Annotated in this window: 14 protein-coding genes; 6 read left to right on the top strand and 8 right to left on the bottom strand. The window is 72.6% G+C overall.

Annotated elements, in window-relative coordinates:
• Positions 1-24 precede the first annotated feature (24 nt).
• The gene (treY, locus tag ITJ64_RS00650; protein WP_194678854.1) at positions 25-2,394 is read left to right on the top strand and encodes a malto-oligosyltrehalose synthase; all 2,370 of its coding nucleotides are present in this window, start codon (positions 25-27) and stop codon (positions 2,392-2,394) included.
• Entirely contained in the window at positions 2,391-4,223 is a 1,833-nt protein-coding gene (treZ, locus tag ITJ64_RS00655) for a malto-oligosyltrehalose trehalohydrolase (RefSeq protein ID WP_194678855.1), read from the top strand. Before treY ends, treZ begins: the two co-directional genes overlap by 4 nt.
• A gap of 42 nt (positions 4,224-4,265) precedes the next feature.
• On the opposite strand, the gene ITJ64_RS00660 is transcribed toward treZ, so the two are convergent.
• The gene (locus ITJ64_RS00660; RefSeq protein ID WP_194678856.1) at positions 4,266-5,567 is read right to left on the bottom strand and encodes a DNA polymerase IV; all 1,302 of its coding nucleotides are present in this window, start codon (positions 5,565-5,567) and stop codon (positions 4,266-4,268) included.
• Positions 5,568-5,688: 121 nt separating this feature from the next.
• Between ITJ64_RS00660 and ITJ64_RS00665 the strand changes: the two genes are divergently transcribed.
• From ITJ64_RS00665 to ITJ64_RS00675, 3 genes are read left to right on the top strand one after another with little or no spacing between them, the layout of a single operon-like run.
• Complete coding sequence (locus ITJ64_RS00665; RefSeq protein WP_194678857.1) at positions 5,689-6,999, top strand: esterase family protein; 1,311 nt, start codon at positions 5,689-5,691, stop codon at positions 6,997-6,999.
• On the top strand, positions 6,996-9,545 hold the full coding sequence (locus ITJ64_RS00670; RefSeq protein WP_194678858.1) for a bifunctional lysylphosphatidylglycerol flippase/synthetase MprF: 2,550 nt from the start codon (positions 6,996-6,998) through the stop codon (positions 9,543-9,545). Before ITJ64_RS00665 ends, ITJ64_RS00670 begins: the two co-directional genes overlap by 4 nt.
• A 40-nt stretch (positions 9,546-9,585) precedes the next feature.
• Complete coding sequence (locus tag ITJ64_RS00675; RefSeq protein WP_194678859.1) at positions 9,586-10,590, top strand: aldo/keto reductase family protein; 1,005 nt, start codon at positions 9,586-9,588, stop codon at positions 10,588-10,590.
• Between the two features lie 63 nt (positions 10,591-10,653).
• On the opposite strand, the gene ITJ64_RS00680 is transcribed toward ITJ64_RS00675, so the two are convergent.
• The gene (locus tag ITJ64_RS00680; protein WP_194678860.1) at positions 10,654-11,220 is read right to left on the bottom strand and encodes a GNAT family N-acetyltransferase; all 567 of its coding nucleotides are present in this window, start codon (positions 11,218-11,220) and stop codon (positions 10,654-10,656) included.
• Positions 11,221-11,339: 119 nt separating this feature from the next.
• Between ITJ64_RS00680 and ITJ64_RS00685 the strand changes: the two genes are divergently transcribed.
• Positions 11,340-11,939, top strand: a complete 600-nt coding sequence (locus ITJ64_RS00685; protein WP_194678861.1) for a TIGR03086 family metal-binding protein — start codon at positions 11,340-11,342, stop codon at positions 11,937-11,939.
• 107 nt (positions 11,940-12,046) lie between these two features.
• On the opposite strand, the gene gatB is transcribed toward ITJ64_RS00685, so the two are convergent.
• Genes gatB through mnmA form a run of 6 tightly spaced genes read right to left on the bottom strand, consistent with a single transcriptional unit; the run spans position 12,047 to position 20,502 of the window.
• Complete coding sequence (gatB, locus tag ITJ64_RS00690; protein WP_194678862.1) at positions 12,047-13,564, bottom strand: Asp-tRNA(Asn)/Glu-tRNA(Gln) amidotransferase subunit GatB; 1,518 nt, start codon at positions 13,562-13,564, stop codon at positions 12,047-12,049.
• On the bottom strand, positions 13,564-15,108 hold the full coding sequence (gene gatA / locus ITJ64_RS00695) for an Asp-tRNA(Asn)/Glu-tRNA(Gln) amidotransferase subunit GatA (RefSeq protein ID WP_194678863.1): 1,545 nt from the start codon (positions 15,106-15,108) through the stop codon (positions 13,564-13,566). The genes gatB and gatA overlap by 1 nt, the downstream gene beginning before the upstream one ends.
• Entirely contained in the window at positions 15,108-15,407 is a 300-nt protein-coding gene (gene gatC / locus ITJ64_RS00700) for an Asp-tRNA(Asn)/Glu-tRNA(Gln) amidotransferase subunit GatC (protein ID WP_173183769.1), read from the bottom strand. Before gatC ends, gatA begins: the two co-directional genes overlap by 1 nt.
• Entirely contained in the window at positions 15,395-16,621 is a 1,227-nt protein-coding gene (locus ITJ64_RS00705; protein ID WP_228507605.1) for an alpha/beta hydrolase, read from the bottom strand. The genes gatC and ITJ64_RS00705 overlap by 13 nt, the downstream gene beginning before the upstream one ends.
• A 3-nt stretch (positions 16,622-16,624) precedes the next feature.
• A complete protein-coding gene (gene ligA, locus ITJ64_RS00710; RefSeq protein WP_194678864.1) occupies positions 16,625-19,348 on the bottom strand; it encodes an NAD-dependent DNA ligase LigA in 2,724 nt (907 codons plus the stop codon).
• Positions 19,348-20,502, bottom strand: a complete 1,155-nt coding sequence (mnmA, locus tag ITJ64_RS00715) for a tRNA 2-thiouridine(34) synthase MnmA (protein ID WP_194678865.1) — start codon at positions 20,500-20,502, stop codon at positions 19,348-19,350. Before mnmA ends, ligA begins: the two co-directional genes overlap by 1 nt.
• Positions 20,503-20,582 lie beyond the last annotated feature (80 nt).

The following is a 20,582-nucleotide window of genomic DNA, read 5'->3' on the forward strand; positions in this document are numbered from 1 at the left end:
CCGAACCACGAAAGAGGGCAGCGGATGCGCACCCCCCGTTCCACGTACCGCTTCCAGCTCACGGCCGACTTCACCCTGCAGGACGCGGCGCGACAGGTGCCCTACCTGAAGCGCCTCGGGGTGGACTGGGTCTACCTCTCCCCCATCCTCCAGGCCGAGGACGGCTCCGAGCACGGCTACGACGTCACCGACCACTCCCGCATCGACGTGTCGCGGGGCGGCGAGGAGGGCCTGCGCGAGCTCTCCCAGGCCGCGCACGACGAGGGCCTCGGCGTGCTCGTCGACATCGTGCCGAACCACGTCGGTGTCGCGACCCCGTCGCAGAACCCCTGGTGGTGGGACCTTCTGAAGCACGGCCGCGAAAGCCGCTACGCCGAGGCCTTCGACATCGACTGGGAGGCCGGCGGCGGACGCCTGCTGCTGCCCGTTCTCGGCGACGACTCGCTCGACGCGCTCACCCTCGAGGACGACCGCACGATCCTCGCCTACTACGACAACCGCTACCCCGTCGCTCCCGGCACGGCCGACGACGGGGCGGATGCGCAGACGGTGCACGAGCGTCAGAGCTACGAACTGGTGAACTGGCGCCGTGAGGGCACCGACCTGAACTACCGCCGCTTCTTCGCCGTGTCGACACTCGCCGCCATCCGCGTCGAGGAGCCCTGGGTGTTCGACGAGTCGCACGCCGAGATCGGCCGCTGGTTCCGCGAGGGGCTCGTCGACGGGCTGCGGGTCGACCACCCCGACGGCCTCGCCGACCCGGGCGGGTACATCGAGCGGCTCAGCGAGCTGACCGGCGGCGCGTACATCCTGATCGAGAAGATCCTCGAGGGCGACGAGCCGCTCGAGCCGTCCTGGCCCTCGGCCGGCACCACGGGCTACGACGCCCTCGCCGGCATCGACCGCCTGTTCGTCGACCCCGACGGCGAGGCGGGGCTCGACCGGCTCGACGTCGCCCTGCGCGAGAGCGACGGCGACGGGTTCACTGCCGAGGGCGCCGCCGCAGACCGCTACCGCGCCATGATCCACGACACCAAGCGCGACGTGGCCGACGGCATCCTGCAGGCAGAGGTTCGCCGCCTGGCCCGCGACATCGAACGCGCCGGCGGGCTGCCGACCCCCACCGAGAAGACGGTGGTCCAGGATGCCCTCGCCGAGCTCCTGGCCTGCTTCCCCGTCTACCGCTCCTACCTCCCCGCCGGTCGCGAGCACCTCGACGAGGCGCTCGAGCTCGCACTGCACCACCGCCCCGACCTCGACGCCGTGCTGCGGGAGGTCGCCGAGGTGCTCGGCCGCACGGGCACCGCCCCGAGCGTCCGGTTCCAGCAGACGTCGGGCATGGTGATGGCGAAGGGCGTGGAGGACTGCGCGTTCTACCGCTTCACCCGCCTGACGAGCCTCACCGAGGTGGGCGCCGACCCCGACGACTTCAGCTGGAGCCCCGAGCGCTTCCACGCGGCGCAGCAGCGCCGGCTCGCGACCGAGCCGCACTCGATGACCACGCTCTCGACCCACGACACCAAGCGCTCCGAGGACGTGCGGGCCCGCATCACGGCGCTCGCCGAGATTCCCGACGGCTGGGCCGGAACGCTCGAGAAGCTGCGCTCGCGCCACCCGCTTGGCGACGGCCCGCTCGAGAACCTGCTCTGGCAGGCGATCGTCGGGGCGTGGCCGATCAGCCGCGAGCGCGCCCAGGCTTACGCCACGAAGGCCTCGCGCGAGGCCGGGAACACGACCGCCTGGCTCGACGTGGACGAGGAGTTCGAAAAGCGGATGGCCGCCGCGATCGACGCCGTCTACGACGACGAGATCACGGCCGGCCTCGTGACGAGCGCGGTGGCGGCCGTCGAGGGCGCCGGCCGGTCGAACTCGCTCGGCGAGAAGCTCGTGCAGCTGACCACCACGGGCATGCCCGACGTGTACCAGGGCTCCGAGCTGTGGGACCTCTCGCTCGTCGACCCCGACAACCGACGCCCGGTCGACTACGGGCTGCGCTCCGACCTGCTGGCCGCGATCGAGGCCGGAGAGCCGCCGGTGCTCGAGGAGGGCGCCGACGACACCGGTGCCGTGAAGCTCCTCGTCACCACGTCGGCGCTGAAACTGCGCCGCGACCGTCCCGAGCTGTTCGAGGGCTACACGCCGCTCGAGCCGCGCGGCTCGGCCGCCCGCCACGCGGTCGCCTTCGACCGCGGCGGCGCCATAACCGTCGTCACCCGGCTGCCGATCGGGCTCGCCCGGCACGGCGGCTGGGACGACACCACCCTCGAGCTGCCCGAGGCGCGGAACGGCTACGCCGACACGCTGACCGGCCGGCTCTACCGCGACGGCTCGGTGCGGCTGGCCGAGCTGCTCGGCACCTACCCCGTCGCCCTGCTGCAGAGGATCGAATCATGACCGAGAACGACTACCGCGTCTGGGCGCCCCGCGCCACGGAGGTCGAGCTGGTGCTCGCCGACGGGAACGGGCGGGCCGAGCATCCGATGACCGCCGACGGCGACGGATGGTGGAGCCCGGCCGACGAGGTCGAATGGATGCCCGGGGTCGACTACGGCTACCTGCTCGACGGTGAGGGCCCCTACCCCGACCCGCGCTCGCGCCGCCAGCCCGAGGGCGTGCACGGGCTCTCGCGCACCGACGACCCCTCGGGGTACGAGTGGCACGACGGCGACTGGACCGGTCTGCCCGTCGACAGCGCCGAGATCTACGAGCTGCACGTCGGGACGTTCACGCCCGAGGGCACGCTCGCGGCGGCCGCCGCCCCCGACAAGCTGGAGCACCTGCGCTCGATCGGGGTCACCCACGTCGAGCTGCTGCCCGTGAACGGGTTCAACGGCACCCACAACTGGGGTTACGACGGGGTGGCGTGGTTCACCGTGCACGAGGGCTACGGGGGGCCGGACGCGTACCGCCGCTTCGTCGACGCGTGCCACGCGGCCGGGCTGGCCGTGATCCAGGACGTGGTCTACAACCATCTCGGGCCGAGCGGCAACTACCTGCCGCTGTTCGGGCCCTACCTCAGCGACGCGCACAAGAACACCTGGGGCGTCTCGGTGAACCTCGACCAGGAGGGCTCGGCCGAGGTGCGCCGGTTCATCCTCGACAACGCGCAGATGTGGCTGCGCGACTACCACGTCGATGGGCTGCGACTGGATGCGGTGCACGCGCTGGTCGACGACAGCCCGACGCACCTGCTGGCCGAGCTGGCCGCCGAGGCCGACGCGCTGTCGGCATCGACCGGGGTCAAGCGACTCGTGGTCGCGGAGAGCGACCTCAACGACCCGGTGATGTTCCTGCCGCGCGAGGACGACCCGCGCGCCACCGACGCCCAGGGAACCGGATACGGGCTCGACGGGCAGTGGAGCGACGACTTCCACCACGCGGTGCACGTGAACCTGACGGGCGAGACGGCGGGCTACTACGCCGACTTCGACTCGGTGGGGGCGCTCGCGAAGGTTCTGACGCGCGGGTTCTTCCACGACGGCACCTACTCGAGCTTCCGCGAGAAGGAGCACGGCGTGCAGCTCGACCGCGCCACCACCGCGCCGTGGCGGCTCGTCGTGGCCTCGCAGAACCACGACCAGATCGGCAACCGGGCCATCGGCGACCGCATCACTGCCACGCTCGAGCCCGACCGGCTCGCCATCGCGGCCGCGCTGACGCTGCTCGGGCCGTTCACGCCGATGCTGTTCATGGGTGAGGAGTGGGGTGCGTCGACGCCCTGGCAGTTCTTCACCTCGCACCCGGAGCCCGAGCTCGGCGAGGCGACCGCGAAGGGGCGCATCGAGGAGTTCTCGAAGCACGGCTGGGATCCGGCGATCGTGCCCGACCCGCAGGACCCGGCGACCTTCGAGAACTCGAAGCTCGACTGGAGCGAGCTCGGTTCGCCGTCGCACGCCGGGGTGCTCGAGGTCTATCGGCGGCTCGCGGCCATCCGTCGCACGCTGCCGGCGGGATCGTCGCTGACCCTCGCCGACGTGAACGTCGAGTTCGACGAGGACGAGCGGTGGCTGGTGCTGTCGCGGCCGTCGATCGTCGTGATCGTGAACCTCGGCGACGCGCGTCTGGACGCGGGAACCGTGGCGCAGGTGGCGCCGCTCGCCGGGGACGTGCTGTTCGATTCGCACGCGGTGCTGCACGGGCCGTCGGCGACGACGCCGGACGAGGCAGCCGGGCGTCCGGCGGGCGTGGCCGCGCGCTCGGTCGTGGTAGCTCGACAGAAGTAAGCTTCACTGCCGACCGCGACGCGGCCCCGCGGCCCCGGCGCTCTAGCTGCGGGTGCCGTTGCGGTCGGCGGTCTCGCCCGACTTGGGCGCGCGCACGAGCGAGGCCGGGCGCACCATGTCGCTGCCGAAGCGGGCCGTGACGCGGTCGATCGTGAGCTCGGCCTCGCGCCAGCCCTCCGACGGCACCGTCTCGTCGGCCCAGAGCGCGGGCTGGTGCATCGTGCCGTCGGCCTCGGAGAGCTGCTCGACCCGCACGCCGATGAGCCGGATGGCCTCGCCGCGGAGCCCGACCGCGTCGAAGACGGCGACCGCCTCCTCGTAGATGCGGCGCCCGAGGTCGGTGGGCTCGGTGAGCGTGCGGGAGCGCGTGATCGTCGTGAAGTCGCTGAAGCGCAGCTTGAGGGCGACCGTGCGCCCCATCAGCCCCGCGGCCCGCAGGCGCACGGCGACCCGGCTCGCCTGGTGCAGCAGCTCGCGCTTCAGCACCTCGGTCGAGCGCTCGTCGACGTCGAAGGTGCGTTCGTGGCCGACGCTCTTCTCCTGGCTCGCCGGCACGACGGAGCGGGTGTCGATGCCCTGGGCGAGCTCATGTAGCTTCGATCCGGTGGCCTCCCCCACGGCCCGCACCAGCGCGTCGAGCGGGGTGTCGGCGATGTCGGCGACCGTGCGGAGGCCGAGCCGCTCGAGCTGCTCGGCGGTCTTCGCGCCCACGCCCCAGAGCGCCCGCACCGGCAGGGGCCGCAGATAGGCGACCAGTTCAGAGGGGCGGATGACCAGCATGCCGTCGGGCTTGGCCCGCCCCGAGGCGAGCTTCGCCATGAACTTCGTCGGCGCCACGCCGACCGAGCAGGGCAGCCCCGTCTCGGCGAGCACCCGCGCGCGCAGGTTCTGCGCGATGATGTCGGACTCGCCGAGCAGCCGCCGGGCGCCCGAGACGTCGAGGAACGCCTCGTCGATGCTGAGCGGCTCGACGAGCGGCGTGACCTCGCGGAACAGTGCCATCACCTGACGGGAGTACTCGCGGTACAGGTGCATGTGGGGCTCGAGCACGACGGCCTTCGGGCACAGGCGCAGCGCGTTGCCGACGGGCATGGCGGAGTGCACCCCGAAGGCGCGGGCCTCGTAGGTGGCGCTCGTGACGACCGAGCGCGGCGAGTGGCCGCCGACGATGACGGGCCTGCCCTTCAGCTCCGGGTGCGAGAGCAGCTCGACCGAGGCGAAGAACGCGTCCATGTCGACGTGCAGGATGGGCGGGCTCGGCTCTCGACCGTCCGGGCCGAGGCCCGTGCCCGCGCCGGCGTCGGCACCCCCAGAAGGGGTGCCGGGAGCCGCATCGGAGGTCATCCTCCGAGCCTAATCACCACCACCGACACCCGAACCGCACAGTCGCCGCCCAGACTGGGACAGAATACTGATCGTCGCCCGCCGCCGCGGGCGCGCTGCCCGACGACAGGACCACCGACCGATGAACGCCCTCCTCGACATCGGCATCATCTCCGGACCGTTCGTCATCGTCGTCTACGCCCTCGCGGCGGTCGCCGCGGTGCTGCTCGTCGCGGTCCGGCCCTCGACGCGCTGGCGGCGCGGCCGCTGGCTCGGGGCCGCCGCCCTCGCCCTCGGCGTGGGAGCCCTGATCGGCGTCGGCCTGACGTGGCTGCTGTCCGACACGCTGAACCTGTTCGGGGCGGAGTTCACGCCCGTGGTGCGCATCTGGATCGCGGTGGGCTTCGCGGGCATCCTGCTCGCCCTCGTCTCGCTCTGGCGGGCGAGCTGGCGCCGCGTGATCGCGAGCCTGCTCGCGGTCGTGCTCTTCGCCGGCACCACCGCGATGTCGATCAACATCGACTTCGGCCAGTACCCCACGGTGCGCACCGCCCTCGGCATCAGCAGCATCGACGGCACCCTGCCGACCCGCCCCACGGCGAACGCCGGCGACGCCCCCACGATCGAGAACTGGACGCCGCCGGCGGACCTGCCCAGCAAGGGCACCGCCGCGCTCACCGACATCCCCGGCACCATCTCGGGCTTCACGCCCCGGCAGGCGGTCGTCTACCTGCCGCCCGCCGCCCTCGTGGCCAACCCGCCGAAGCTGCCGGTGCTGATCGTCATGTCGGGCCAGCCGGGCACGCCCGAGGATCCGCTCGTCACCGACAAGCTGCAGCAGTACCTCGACGCCTACGCCGCGGCGCACAAGGGACTCGCCCCGATCGTCGTCTCACCCGACCAGCTCGGCGCCCCCGACCGCAACCCGATGTGCATCGACTCGAAGGCGGGCGGCAACTCGGCGACCTACCTCACGGTCGACGTGCCGAACTGGATCCGCGGGCACCTGAACGTGCTCGACAGCCCCGCCGGCTGGGGCGTCGGCGGGCTGTCGCAGGGCGGCACCTGCGCCATCCAGCTGGGGGCGGCGCACCCGGAGCTGTTCAGCGCCATCCTCGACGCCTCGGGTGAGCTGCACCCCTCCCTCGGCGACGACGCCACCACGATCGCCAAGGGCTTCGACGGCGACGCGGCCGCCTTCGCCGCGGCGGCGCCCTCGGCCATCATGGCGGCCAAGGCGCCGTACACCGACATGGTCGCCGTGTTCGGCGTCGGCAGCGCCGACACCGCCTACCTGCCCGGCATCAAGACCCTCTATGCGGATGCGCAGGCCGCCGGCATGACCGCCACCTACGTCGAGTCGCCCGGCAGCGCCCACGACGCCACGAGCTGGAGCTACGTGTTCGACAAGGGGCTGACGGTGATCGCCGACGACTGGGGCCTGAACCGATGACGGACACAGCCGGACGCCGGCCGGCCGTCCGCGCGGTGCTCCGTGCGCTCGGCGTCCGCGCACGATCCGTGCCCGTGACCTGGGTGATCGTCGCCCTCGTGCTCGCGGCGAGCGCCTTCCGACTGACGCTGCGCCCGGGGCGGGCCCGCGGCGACGTCGACGCCTTCGTCTCGACGGGCTTCGACGCCGTCTTCGTGCACCACGACTGGCTCTCCACCCTGACGTCGGTGTTCTTCGTGCACAACGCCCTGCTGCTGGCGCCCGTGCTGGCGCTGGTGCTCGTCGGCATCGGCTGGAGCGAGCGGCGGATGGGGCACCTGCGCACCGCCGTCGCCTTCGTGGTGGTGACCGTGGTGGGCATCGCCCTCGGCCTCGCCGCCCAGGGCTTCGGCATCGGGCTCGATCTCTACGCCTCGGAGATCACCCGCACCCACCGCATCGTCGACCCGCTGATCGCCGTGACCGGGGTCGTGATGACCGCCAGCGCGTTCTGCGGGCCGCTGCTGCGGCGGCGCATCCGGATCGTCGGCTTCACCCTGCTGGCGGTCTTCGTGCTCTACTCGGGCGCGCCGAGCGACCAGTTCCGGCTGTTCGCCGCCGTGGTCGGGCTGGTGCTCGGCTTCGCGCTCGCCCGCACCCGGCTGCAGGTGCGCCTGCCGCGCGCGACACGGCGCGAGACCCGCACGCTGCTGGCCGCCGTCGTCGCGGTGACCGCCCTCGGCCCCCTCGTCACGATCGCCGCCCCGCAGGGCGTCGGCGTGCTGAACCCGCTCGGGCTGCTGTTCCGCGACCCGCTGCGGGACTATGCCGCGATCGCCGCCCGCTGCCAGACCGGCGACTACTCGCGCCACTGCGTCGACGCTCTCGCCCTCTCGCGGCTCGACGGGCCCGGGGCCGTGCTGCTCACCCTGCTGCCGCTGGTGGCCCTCCTGGTGGCCGCCCGGGGCATCCAGCGCGGCCGCCGGGTGGGCCTGCACCTCGCCGTCTGGATCAATCTGGCCCTCGCCCTCTTGGCCGCCGTCTACTACGGCTTCTTCCCCGTGCTGGCGACCAGCGAGTTCACCCGCTTCCAGGCGACCGCGGCCGAGGACTTCCGCTCCTTCGAGGTCGTCTCGGCTCTCGTGCCGCTCGTGATCGCAGCCGCGCTGATCGCCGCCTCGCGGCTGTTCCCGGCCGAGCCCGGGCGGCGGCCCGTGCTCCGCTTCGCGGCCACCGTCGGGCTCGCCGCGCTGGCCTGCTCGGTGCTCTACCTCGCCGTGGCGTGGATCGTGCGCGACCAGTTCTCGCCCACCGCCTCGCTCTACGAACTGCTGCTCGACCTGCCCGAGCGGTTCGTGCCCGTCGGCTTCCTCGCCTTCGAGCCGGTCGACATCGTGCCGGTGGGGCCGGTGGCTGTGATCGCCTCCCAGTGGGTGGGGCCGCTGTTCTGGGGGGCCGTGATCGTGGCGGCGGTGCGCGGCATGCGGAACGCGCATCCGCTCGTCTCGACCGAGTCGGCCTCGACCGAGGAGGGGCGCGTGCGCGAGCTGCTGCACGCCGGCTCGGGCGGCACCCTGTCGTGGATGACGACCTGGGAGGGCAATCGCTACTGGTTCGCGCCGTCGGGCGGGGTCGTCGCCTACCGCGTGGTCGGCGGGGTGGCCGTGACCACGGGCGACCCGCTCGGCCCGCCCGAGACGCAGTCGGCCACCGCGCTGGCCTTTGCCGCGTACTGCGGCGACCACGGCTGGACGCCCGCGTTCTACTCGGTGACGGATGCGCTGCGGGAGACCCTGCAGAGCGTCGGCTGGTCCTCCCTCCAGGTCGCCGAGGAGACGCTCGTGCGCCCGGCCGGCTGGTCGCTCGACGGCAAGAAGATGCAGGACATCCGCACCGCGATCAACCGCGCCGCGAAGGAGGGGCTGCGTGCCGAGTGGGTGCGCTACCGGGAGCTGCCGGCCGCGCAGACGGCGCAGATCCGCGAGATCTCGGAGCTGTGGGTGGCCGAGAAGGAGCTGCCCGAGATGGGCTTCACGCTCGGCGGGCTCGACGAGCTGATGGACGACGAGGTGCTGCTGATGGTCGGCCTCGACGGCGACGGGCGGGTGCACGGCGTGACGAGCTGGCTGCCCAGCTACGCCGACGGGCAGGTGATCGGCTGGACCCTCGACTTCATGCGCCGCCGGCCCGACGGCATGAACGGGCTGATGGAGTTCCTGATCGCGCAGACCATCCTGCGGGCGCGCGACGACGGGGTCGAGTTCGTCAGCCTCTCGGGGGCGCCGCTCGCGGTGGGGCCGGACTCGGCCGCCGCGTCGGGGCCGATGGGGGCGCTGCTCGCGTTCCTCAGCCGAACCCTCGAACCCGTCTACGGCTTCCGGTCGCTGCTGCGGTTCAAGCTGAAGTTCCGGCCCGAGTTCCACCGGCTGCACCTGTGCTACCCCGACCCGCTCGCGCTGCCGGCGATCGGGCTGGCGCTCGGCCGGGCCTACCTGCCGACGCTCTCGGCGCGGCAGGCGGTGCGGAGCTTCGGACGGCAGCCGGAGCCGCACGCCTCCACGCGCTGACCGCGGGCGCTTCCCGGGCTGCGGGAGTAGCTTTCGGAGCATGAAGTTTCGATACCTCGGCAACAGCGGACTCAAGATCTCAGAGATCACCTACGGCAACTGGCTCACCCACGGCTCCCAGGTCGAGAACGACACGGCCACGCAGTGCGTGCGGGCCGCTCTCGACAACGGCATCACCACCTTCGACACGGCCGACGCCTATGCGAACACGGTCGCGGAGCAGGTGCTCGGCGACGCCCTGAAGGGCGAGCGGCGCTCCTCGCTCGAGATCTTCACGAAGGTCTACTGGCCCACCGGCCCCAAGGGCCCGAACGACACCGGGCTGTCGCGCAAGCACATCCTCGAGTCGATCGACGGCTCGCTCCAGCGCCTCGGCACCGACTACGTCGACCTCTACCAGGCGCACCGCTACGACTACGAGACGCCGCTGTTCGAGACGATGCAGGCGTTCGCCGACGTCGTGCGCCAGGGCAAGGCGCTCTACATCGGCGTCAGCGAGTGGACCGCCGATCAGCTGCGCGAGGGCCACGCCCTGGCCGAGTCGCTCGGCTTCCAGCTGATCTCGAACCAGCCGCAGTACTCGATGCTCTGGCGCGTGATCGAGGAGGAGGTCGTGCCGGCCTCGAAGGAGCTCGGCATCTCGCAGATCGTCTGGTCGCCGGTCGCGCAGGGCGTGCTCACCGGCAAGTACAAGGCCGGGCAGCCGCTGCCCTCGGGTTCGCGCGCCACCGACGAGAAGGGCGGCGCCGACACGGTGAAGTCGTTCCTCACCGACGACATCCTGCAGCGCGTCGAGAAGCTCGAGCCGATCGCCGCCTCGCTCGACCTCACCATGGCGCAGCTCGCCATCGCGTGGGTGCTCGCCAACGAGAACGTGGCGGCGGCCATCATCGGCGCCTCCCGCCCCGAGCAGGTCGCGTCGAACGTCGAGGCCTCGGGCGTCGAGCTGCCGGCCGAGGTGCTGGCGCAGATCGACGACGTGCTCGGTTCGGCCGCGGTCAGCGACCCGGCGAAGACGACGTCGCCACCGACGCGCGTGGTCTGACGCCGCGCGGCGGCCTGCGGCCGGGTCTCGTGCCCGGCCGTGGGCCGTCTGCCAGCTGGACGTTCAATGCGAGGGCATGGGGGTGGGGGTGTTCGTGGGAGTGTTCGTGGGCGTGGGCTTCGCGAGCAGGGCGACCACCACCGAGCCGCCCTTCGTCGACTGGCGACCCACCTCCTCGAAGCCGAGCCGCGCGTGGAACGCCAGCGATCCCGGGTTCGGCGGCTCGACGTTGACCTCGCAGTCGACCTCGGTCGCTCCCCGCGCCCGCGCCTCGGCGAAGACGGCGTCGTAGAGCAGCGGGCCGAGCCCCTCGCCGCGGTGCCCCTCGCCCACGACGATGCGGTCGACGTAGAGGAAGCCGTCACCCCGCTCCGAGAACCAGCGGTAGTTCTCGCTGGCGTAGTCGGCGCCCGGTGCCAGGGCGAGCACGAAGCCGACGAGCTCCTCGTCACGGGCATCCGGATGCCCGCCCCGCACCACCCCGGCCGCCAGCGCCGCGGCGCCGACGAGGGCGCCCATCTCCTCGGCGTCGACGTCGTTGACCGCGGGCACCGCCGCGTGGTTGAGCTCGAGCAGGCGGGGCACGTCGGCCATGGCCAGGGGGCGCACGCGCACGTCGTGGTGGGTCATCTGCCGACCCTAGCGCCCGCGCGGTGTTCGCTCTGCGCTGATCGGTTCCCGCATCGGGCGGCGGGAGGAATGCGCATCTGGGGGCCGTCATTGACAATAGAGATCGACAGGAGCTCCGGATGACCGCACGAACCCCCCTCGACACCGAGACCGCCCAGTGGCTGCGCCTGCAGCGCCGCGCCCACCACGAGTTCGGCAGCCGCCTGGCCGCCGTCGAGGACTGGGACGGCCCGACCCCCGACACCGAGTGGCGCGTGCGCGAGCTCGTGCAGCACGTGATCGAGGAGCAGCAGTGGGTGCCGTGGCTGCTCTCGGGCCTCAGCACGCGGCAGGCGAAGAGCCGGCTGCGGGCGATCGAGGCCGATCTGCGGCACGAGTGGCACCGCTACTCGCTCGCCGCGACGACCGCGTGGCAGGATGCGGCGCCCGACTCGGAGGTGAACCTCGCGTCGGACACGGTGACCGTGGTCGAGTACCTCAAGGAGCAGGTGGCGGACGTGACGATCCACAGCTGGGACCTCGCGCGGGCCGTGGGCGCACCCGAGACGCTCGACGACGACCTCGTCGCGGCCGTCTGGACCGTCTTCGAGCCCCAGCGCGACGCCCTCGAGCTGAGCGGCCTCTTCGCGTCGCCCGTCCCCGTGCCCGCCGACGCCCCCCTGCAGCTGCGCCTCCTGGCCCTCACGGGCCGCGACGCCCGCCCCGCTCCCGCGCCCTGATCCCTGCCCCCCTGCCCCCTGCCCCGCCGGGGTCGCGCAAACGGCCCTTCCCGAGCGGGGGAAGGGCCGTTTGCGCGACCCGGAGGCCGGGCGCTGGGGGCTGGGGGCTAGTCCGCCGCGGCGCGCTCGAGCACGAGCTCGCGCACGCGGGCCGCGTCGGCCTGGCCCCTCATCGCCTTCATGACGGCGCCGATGACGGCGCCGGCGGCCTGCACCTTGCCGTCCTTGATCTTGGCGAGCACGTCGGGCTGGGCCGCGAGCGCCTCGTCAATCGCCGCGATCAGCGCGCCGTCGTCGGAGACCACCGCGAGCCCGCGGGCGTCGACGACCTCCTGCGGGGTGCCCTCGCCGTCGATGACACCCTCGAGCACCTGGCGGGCCAGGCGGTCGTTCAGCGCGCCGCTGTCGATCAGGGTGACGAGAGCCGCGACGTCGGCGGGAGACACCAGCGAGGCGGGCTCGGCCGAGCGCGCGTTCGCGATGCGGGAGATCTCGCCCGACCACCACTTGCGGGCGGCCGCCGGCGGGGCGCCGGCCTCGACGGTCGAGGTGACCTCGACGAGCAGCCCGGCGTTCTGCACGTCCTGGAACTCCAGGTCGGTGAAGCCCCACTCCTGCTTCAGCCGGCGGCGACGGGCGGCGGGCGGCTCGGGCAGGGCGGCGCGCAGCTCCTCGATCAGCTCGGCCGAGGGCACGACCGGAAGCAGGTCGGGCTCGGGGAAGTAGCGGTAGTCGTCGGCGTCGCTCTTCGGCCGGCCGGCCGAGGTCGTGCCGGTGTCTTCGTGCCAGTGCCGGGTCTCCTGCGTGATGGTGCCGCCGTCGGCGAGGATCTGCGCCTGGCGCTGGATCTCGTAGCGGATGGCCCGCTCCACCGAACGCAGCGAGTTGACGTTCTTCGTCTCGGTGCGCGTGCCGAGCGGCGCCGGCGGCTCGCCGGGAGCCGTGCGGGGGCGCAGCGAGATGTTCGCGTCGCAGCGCAGGTTGCCGCGCTCCATGCGGGCCTCGGAGATGCCGAGCGCCACCACGATGTCGCGGATCGTCGCCACGTACGCCTTCGCCAGCTCGGGCGCGTCGGCCTCGGCGCCGTAGATGATGTCGGTGACGATCTCGACGAGCGGCACCCCGGCGCGGTTGTAGTCGACCAGCGAGTACTCGGCGCCCTGGATGCGGCCGGTGGCCCCGCCGACGTGCGTGAGCTTGCCGGCGTCTTCTTCCATGTGCGCGCGCTCGATCGGCACGGTGAACATGCGGCCGTCGGGCAGCTCGACGTCGACCGAGCCGCCGAAGGCGATGGGCTCGTCGAACTGCGAGATCTGGTAGTTCTTCGCCAGGTCGGGGTAGAAGTAGTTCTTGCGGGCGAAGCGGCTCGAGGGGGCGATCGAGCATCCGAGTGCCAGCCCCAGGCTGATGCTGTACCGCACGGCCTCGCCGTTCACCACGGGCAGCGACCCGGGCAGGCCCAGGTCGACCGGCGTGATGTTCGTGTTGGGCTCGCCGCCGAAGAAGTTCGGCGCGTCGGAGAACATCTTGGTCTTCGTGGAGAGCTCGACGTGCACCTCGAAGCCGAGCACGGGCTCGAACAGCTCGAGGGCCTTGTCGAAGTCCATCAGTTTCGCGGCGGCCATCAGACGGCTCCTTCCTGCGCGGCGTTCATCTCGCCCGGAGCGAGATCGGGCGCCTGAGAGATCAGCGTGTGCCCCCATTTCTGCTCGAGCATCCGCTCGAGTGCCCCGCCGACGCCGTAGAGACGGGCGTCTTCGCGGGCCGGCGCGAGGAACTGGATGCCGACGGGCAGCCCGTCTTCGCGGGCCAGGCCCACGGGCAGCGAGATGCCGGGGATGCCGGCGAGGTTCGCCGGGATGGTGGCGATGTCGTTCAGGTACATCGCCATCGGGTCGCCCGTGTTCGCGCCGAGCTTGAACGCGGTGGTCGGTGCGGTCGGCGAGACGAGCACGTCGACACCGGCGAAGGCCGCGGCGAAGTCGCGCTGCACGAGCGTGCGCACCTTCTGGGCGCTGCCGTAGTAGGCGTCGTAGTAGCCGGCGCTCAGCGCGTAGGTGCCCAGGATGATGCGACGCTTCGCCTCGGCGCCGAAGCCGACCTCGCGGGTCGCCGCCATGACGTCTTCCACGGTGCCGCCGCCCGGCGGGTTGACTCGCAGGCCGAAGCGCACGGAGTCGAACTTCGCCAGGTTCGAGGAGGCCTCGGCCGGCATGATGAGGTAGTAGGCCGCGATGGCGTACTCGAGACTCGGCAGGCTGACGTCGACGATCTCGGCGCCGTTCGCGGCGAGCAGGTCGAGCGCCTCACGGAAGCGCTCGAGCACGCCGGCCTGGAAGCCGTCGCCGTCGAGCTCCTTGATGACGCCGATCTTCAGGCCCTTCACGTCGCCGCGGCGAACCGCGTCGGCCATGCTCGGCCACTCGTCGGTGAGCGAGGTGGAGTCGCGCGGGTCGTGGCCGCCGATGACGTCGTGCAGCAGCGCCGAGTCGAGCACGGTGCGGCTGACGGGGCCGATCTGGTCGAGGCTCGACGCGAGGGCGATGGCGCCGTAGCGGCTCACTCCCCCGTAGGTCGGCTTGACGCCGACGGTGCCCGTGACGTGGGCCGGCTGCCGGATGGAGCCGCCCGTGTCGCTGCCGAGAGCCAGCGGCGCCTCGAAGCTCGCGACCGCCGCAGCCGAACCGCCGCCGGAGCCGCCGGGGATGCGCTCGAGGTCCCACGGGTTGTGGGTGGGGCCGTAGGCGGAGTGCTCGGTGGAGGAGCCCATCGCGAACTCGTCCATGTTCGTCTTGCCGATCGGCACGAGGCCGGCCGCGCGCAGCTTGGTCATGACGGTGGCGTCGTAGGGCGGCACCCAGCCCTCGAGGATCTTCGAGCCGCTCGTGGTGGGCATGTCGTTCGTGACGATCACGTCCTTGACGGCGATCGGCACACCGGCGAGCGGATGCAGGACCTCACCTGCGCGACGGCGCTCGTCGATCGCGGCGGCGGTGCGGCGGCTCAGCTCGGGGGCGGTGTGCAGGAAGGCGTGCACCTCCTCGTCGACGGCGGCGATGCGGTCGAGGTGGGCGTCGGTGGCTTCGACGGCGCTGATCTCGCCGCTGGAGAGCTTCTCGGCGAGCGCGGCGGCCGACAGGCGCACGAGCTCGTGGTCGTGGCGGGCCATCACTGCTCCTCTCCGAGGATCGCGGTCACGCGGAAGCGCGAGCCGTCGTGATCGGGGGCGCCCGCGAGCGCCTGCTCGGTGGTGAGCGTGGCGCCGGGCACGTCGTCGCGGTACACGTTCTGCAACGGGATCGGGTGGCTCGTGGCCGGCACGTCGGCCGTCGCCACCTCGGAGACCTTCGCGACGTTGTCGACGATCGAGCCGAGCTCGCTCGTGAGGCTCTCGATCTCCTCGGGTGTCAGGGCGATCCGGGCGAGGTTCGCGAGATGCGCGACCTGCTCCTGGGTTATTTCGGACATGGTGCTCCGGTGTTCTGTTCGCGAAGGGTGTGGGGCAATTCTACGGGGTGGGCGGTGCGGGCTCCGGGCCGGGCGGTCACCTCGTCGAGGAAGGCGATGGTGGCCTCGAGGGCGCGGCGGGCGTCGGGGAAGTCGAGCTTGAACTGGTACTCGTGGGGCAGCGAGGGCTCGTGGTCGGCAGGCCAGAACATCGTGGTGACGGGGACGCCGGCCGCGCGCATCCGCTCGCTCAGGGGTACGGACTGCACCGCCGTGAGGCCGTCGCCGTTGCCGCCCGACACGAAGGCCGGCGGGAACGCACCGGTCACCGCGCGGATCGTGCTCATCGAGTCGGCCGCCTCGGTCGCCGACCAGTCGCGACTGCCGGTGTAGGCCCAGAGGGCGCTCTTGAAGCCCCACTCGAGCACGCCGCTGAGGTGCGTCATCGCGTCGAGGTCGTAGATACCGCAGTGCAGCACGATGCCGGCGAGCTGACCGGGTTCGAGGGCGGGGCGGATGCCCGTGCGGGCCGCATACGCCGGGTTCACGATCGCGGCCGTGAGCTGGCTCGCGAGCTGCGCGCCCGCCGAGTCGCCGGCGAGCACGATGCGCGCGGGGTCGATGCCGAGCTCGTCGGCGTGCCGGACGAGGTGGGCGAGGGCGTCGCCGAGCTGCCCCACGGCGGTGGGATAGGCGGCCTCGGGGGCGATCGTGTAGTCGACGGCGACGCCGACGTAGCCCACCGCGGCTAGGTGCCGGAGGTACGGGGTGACGTGGGCCTTGCTCCCCGAGATCCAGGCGCCGCCGTGGATCCAGACGACCACCGGCCGCGCCACCGCGCCGCCGCCCGCCGCGCCGCCACCCGCCGCGCCGTGGCCGCCGGTGCCGTCGGACGGCGCCGCGAGGCTGGAAGAGCCGTCGGCGTCGTCGGCATCGTCGGCCGAAGCGGCGTGGCCGGAGGAGTCGCTGCTGCCTTCGGCCGGGGCGATGAGGTCGAAGGTGCCGCCGGGGCGGCCGTCGACGGGGCCGTAGGGCACGTCGCGCAGCTCGCGGAACGTGCCGGGCGGGGCGTGGCGCTCCAGCTCGGCGACGGTGCGGCGGGCATCGCGGTCGAACACCGCGCGGATCGCCATCACCGCCGGCCACGGCGAGCTGCGCACCCACACGGCCGCCGCGCCGAGCCCGGCCGCCGCCGCCGCGATCACCCTACCGACCGCGGCCGTGCGCCCGCGCATCCGCTACCCCTCGTCGCCGTCGGTCGCGGAAGTGGGTGGCACCGCGTCGCCGGACGCGCTCTCGGCCGCAGGGTCGCTGCCGGGCCCGGCGGCCTCCTCCGACGTCGCCGGCGCCTTCTTGGCGCGGGAGGCACGCTTCGCTCGGGGCTTCTTCGTTCCCGTCCCTCCCTCGGTGGTCGACGGTGCGGCGCCATCGGCGGTACCGGCACCACCGTCACCGGATGCAGCGTCAGCGCTCGCGTCGGCGACGGCCCCCGCGTCGGCGTCGGCCTCCGCGTCGGCACTCGCATCCGCGTCGGCGTCGGTGTTTGCGTCGGCCGCCGCGTCGGCGCTCGCGTCCGCGGCGGCGCTCGCGTCGGCGCTCGCATCGGCGCTCGCATCGGCGCCCTCCGCCGCGTCGGCACCCGGGGGCGGGCCGAGGGCCGCGGGGCCCTCCGTGACCAGGAGCGCGAACTGCGCGGCGTCGATGATGCGGAGGCCGAGCGCCTCGGCCTTCGGCAGCTTCGAGCCCGCGCCGGGGCCGGCGGCGACGAAGTCGGTCTTCTTGCTGACGCTCGAGGCCGCCTTGCCGCCGGCCGCGATGATCGCCTCCTGCGCGCCCTCACGGGTGAAGCCCTCGAGCGAGCCCGTGGCCACCACGGTGATGCCCTCGAGCACCCCGCCCGCGCCGACGTTCGCCCCCGGGCCCGGATGCCCGGGCGTCGCGAACTGCACCCCGGCCGACGCCCAGCGGTCGAGGATCTCGACGTGCCAGTCCACCTCGAACCACGCGATCAGCGCGTCGGCGATGATGCCGCCCACGCCGTCGACCGCGGCGAGCTCGTCGCGCGTCGCCGCCCGGATCGCGTCCAGCGACCCGAAGTAGTCCGCCAGCGCGCGCGCCGCGACCGGCCCCACGTGGCGGATGCTGAGCGCCACGAGGATGCGCCAGAGCGGCTTCGTCTTGGCCTTCTCGATATTCGCCAGCAGCTCGATCGCGTTCGACGACGGCACCGACCCGGCGTCGCCCCAGAACTCCGTCGCCTCGGGGTCGTAGGCCGGATCGGCGTCGCGCCCCGAGGCCCGCCGCTTGCGCCGGAACGGGGTGACGAGCTTCGGCGTGCCGTCGTCGTTCAGCTTCTCGAGCCCGGTCTCGTTTTCGCGCACGATCACCCGGATCGGGAACAGGTCGCGCATCTCCAGCGCGAACAGCCCTGCCTCGGTGTCGAGCGGCGGCTCGGCGGGCTCACTCGGCTGCGTCAGCGCCGCCGCCGACACCTCGCCGAGGCCCTCGATGTCGAGCGCCCCGCGCGATCCGACGTGCTCGACGCGCCCGCGCACCTGCGCCGGGCAGCTGCGGGCGTTCGGGCAGCGGAGGTCGACGTCGCCCTCTTTGGCGGGGGCCAGGCGAGTGCCGCACTCGGGGCAGTCCTCCGGCATGACGAACGCGTACTCGCTGCCGTCGCGCAGCTCGACCACCGGCCCGAGCACCTCGGGGATGACGTCGCCCGCCTTGCGCAGCACCACGGTGTCGCCGATCAGCACGCCCTTGGCCTTCACCACGTCCTGGTTGTGCAGGGTCGCCTGGCGCACCTCCGAGCCCGCGACCTCCACCTTCTCCATCACGGCGAACGGGGTGGCGCGTCCGGTGCGCCCGACGCTGACGACGATGTCGAGCAGCTTCGTGTTCACCTCTTCGGGCGGGTACTTGAAGGCCGTGGCCCAGCGCGGCGCCCGGCTCGTGGCCCCGAGCTCCTCGTGCAGCGCGAGGTCGTCGACCTTCACGACGATGCCGTCGATCTGGTGCTCGACGCTCGAGCGGTTGATGCCGTAGCCGCGGATGAACTCGGCCACCTCGCCGATCGTGTCGAACACGCGGTAGTGCGTCGAGGTCGGCAGCCCCCACTCGGCCAGCAGCTCGTACACCTCGGACTGCGCGGCCACGGGCGGGTTCGGCCACGCGCCGATGCCGTGCACGAGCATCCGCAACCGGTGCAGGCGGGCCGTCACGAGGGCCAGCTGACGCTCGTTCTTGCCCTCGGACTTCTGCCGCAGCGACCCGGCGGCCGCGTTGCGCGGGTTGGCGAAGACGCGCTCGCCCGCGGCCTCCTGGGCCGCGTTCAGCTCGTCGAACGACGCGACGGGGAAGAAGATCTCGCCCCGCACCTCGACGAGCGGCGGATGCCCGGTGCCCTTCAACCGCGCCGGGATCGAGTCGATCTGCAGCACGTTCTCGGTCACGTCCTCGCCGACGACGCCGTCACCGCGGGTGGCGGCCGTGACGAGCACCCCGTTCTCGTAGCGCAGGTTGATGGCGAGGCCGTCGATCTTCAGCTCGCTGAGGAAGCGCACGACCCCGCGGCCGGCGTCGCGCTGCACCTTCGCGGCCCACTCGTCGAGCTCCTCCTCGCTGAACACGTTGTCGAGGCTGAGCATGCGCTCGGCGTGCGTGACGGGGGTGAACATGGTGGTGACGGCGCGGCCGCCGACGGTCTGGGTCGGGCTGTCCTGCGACCTGAGCTCCGGATGCTCGCGCTCGAGCTCGTCGAGCCGCCGCACCAGCGCGTCGTACTCCTGGTCGGACACCGTCGAGGCGTTCTTCTCGTAGTACTGGTCGCGCAGCTCCAGGATGCGCGTGGTCAGCCGCTCGACCTCGACCGCCGCCGACTCGAGCCCGACGGGCGTCTCCTCGGGCAGCGCCTCGTCGGCGGCGGCCTCGTCGCCGGCCGTTCCGGCCGCGCGCGCCATCAGACGACCGCCATCGTGTCGGCCGCCATCGTGTCGGCCGCCACCGAGCCCGCCGCCACCGTGTCGGCCGCCACCGTGCGGTCGATCGTGCACTGCCCCATCACCCGTGTGCCCACGTAGACCACCGCGGTCTGCCCCGGCGCAACCCCGACGAGCGGCTCCCCCGGCGTGATGACGAGCTCCCCGCCCCGCACGACGGCCCAGGCGTCGACCGGGTCGGCGTGCGCCCGGATCTGCACCTGGCAATCGAAGCCGCTCTCGACCTCGGAGGGCGCGAGGCCGGCCCAGGTGAATCGCGCGCCGGCGATCTCGGCGATGGCGAGGGCCTCCTTCGGCCCCACGACGACCTCGTTCGTGACCGGCCGCACCTCGAGCACGAAGCGCGGCTTGCCGTCGGGCGCGGGCATGCCGAGCTTCAGGCCGCGCCGCTGCCCGACCGTGAAGGCGTGCGCGCCCTCGTGCGAGCCGACGACCGCACCCGAGCGGTCGACGATCTCTCCGGTGGCCGTGCCGACGCGCTCGGCGAGCCAGCCGCTCGTGTCGCCGTCGGGGATGAAGCAGATGTCGTGGCTGTCGGGCTTGTTCGCCACCGAGAAGCCGCGCTCGGCGGCCTCGGCGCGCACCTCGGCCTTGGAGGGCGTGGCCCCGAGCGGGAACAGGCTGTGCCGCAGCTGCTCGGTGGTGAGCACGCCGAGCACGTAGCTCTGGTCTTTCGCCCAGGCGGCCGCGCGGTGCAGCTCGGGGTTGCCGTCGGCATCGGTCGTGACCGTGGCGTAGTGCCCGGTGCACACCGCGTCGAAGCCGAGGTCGAGCGCCTTCTCGAGCAGGGCGGCGAACTTGATGCGCTCGTTGCAGCGCATGCAGGGGTTCGGGGTGCGGCCCGCCGAGTACTCCGCGATGAAGTCGTCGACCACGTCGGCCTTGAAGCGCTCCGAGAAGTCCCACACGTAATAGGGGATGCCGATCTTGTTGGCCGCCCGCTGCGCGTCCATCGAGTCCTCGATGGTGCAGCAGCCGCGGCTGCCGGTGCGCAGGGTGCCGGGCATGCGGCTCAGGGCGAGGTGCACGCCGACCACCTCGTGGCCCGCCTCGACCGCCCGCGCGGCGGCCACCGCGGAGTCGACGCCACCGCTCATTGCTGCGAGAACCTTCATGCCGTCCAGCATACGGCGGGCCTCCGACACCGCCTCGGGGCGGCCCTACACCGGATGCCGCGGCACGGATCCCCGGCGAT

The sequence above is a fragment of the Herbiconiux sp. VKM Ac-1786 genome (genome assembly GCF_015350805.1).
In the GTDB taxonomy this organism is placed as follows: Bacteria; Actinomycetota; Actinomycetes; order Actinomycetales; family Microbacteriaceae; genus Herbiconiux.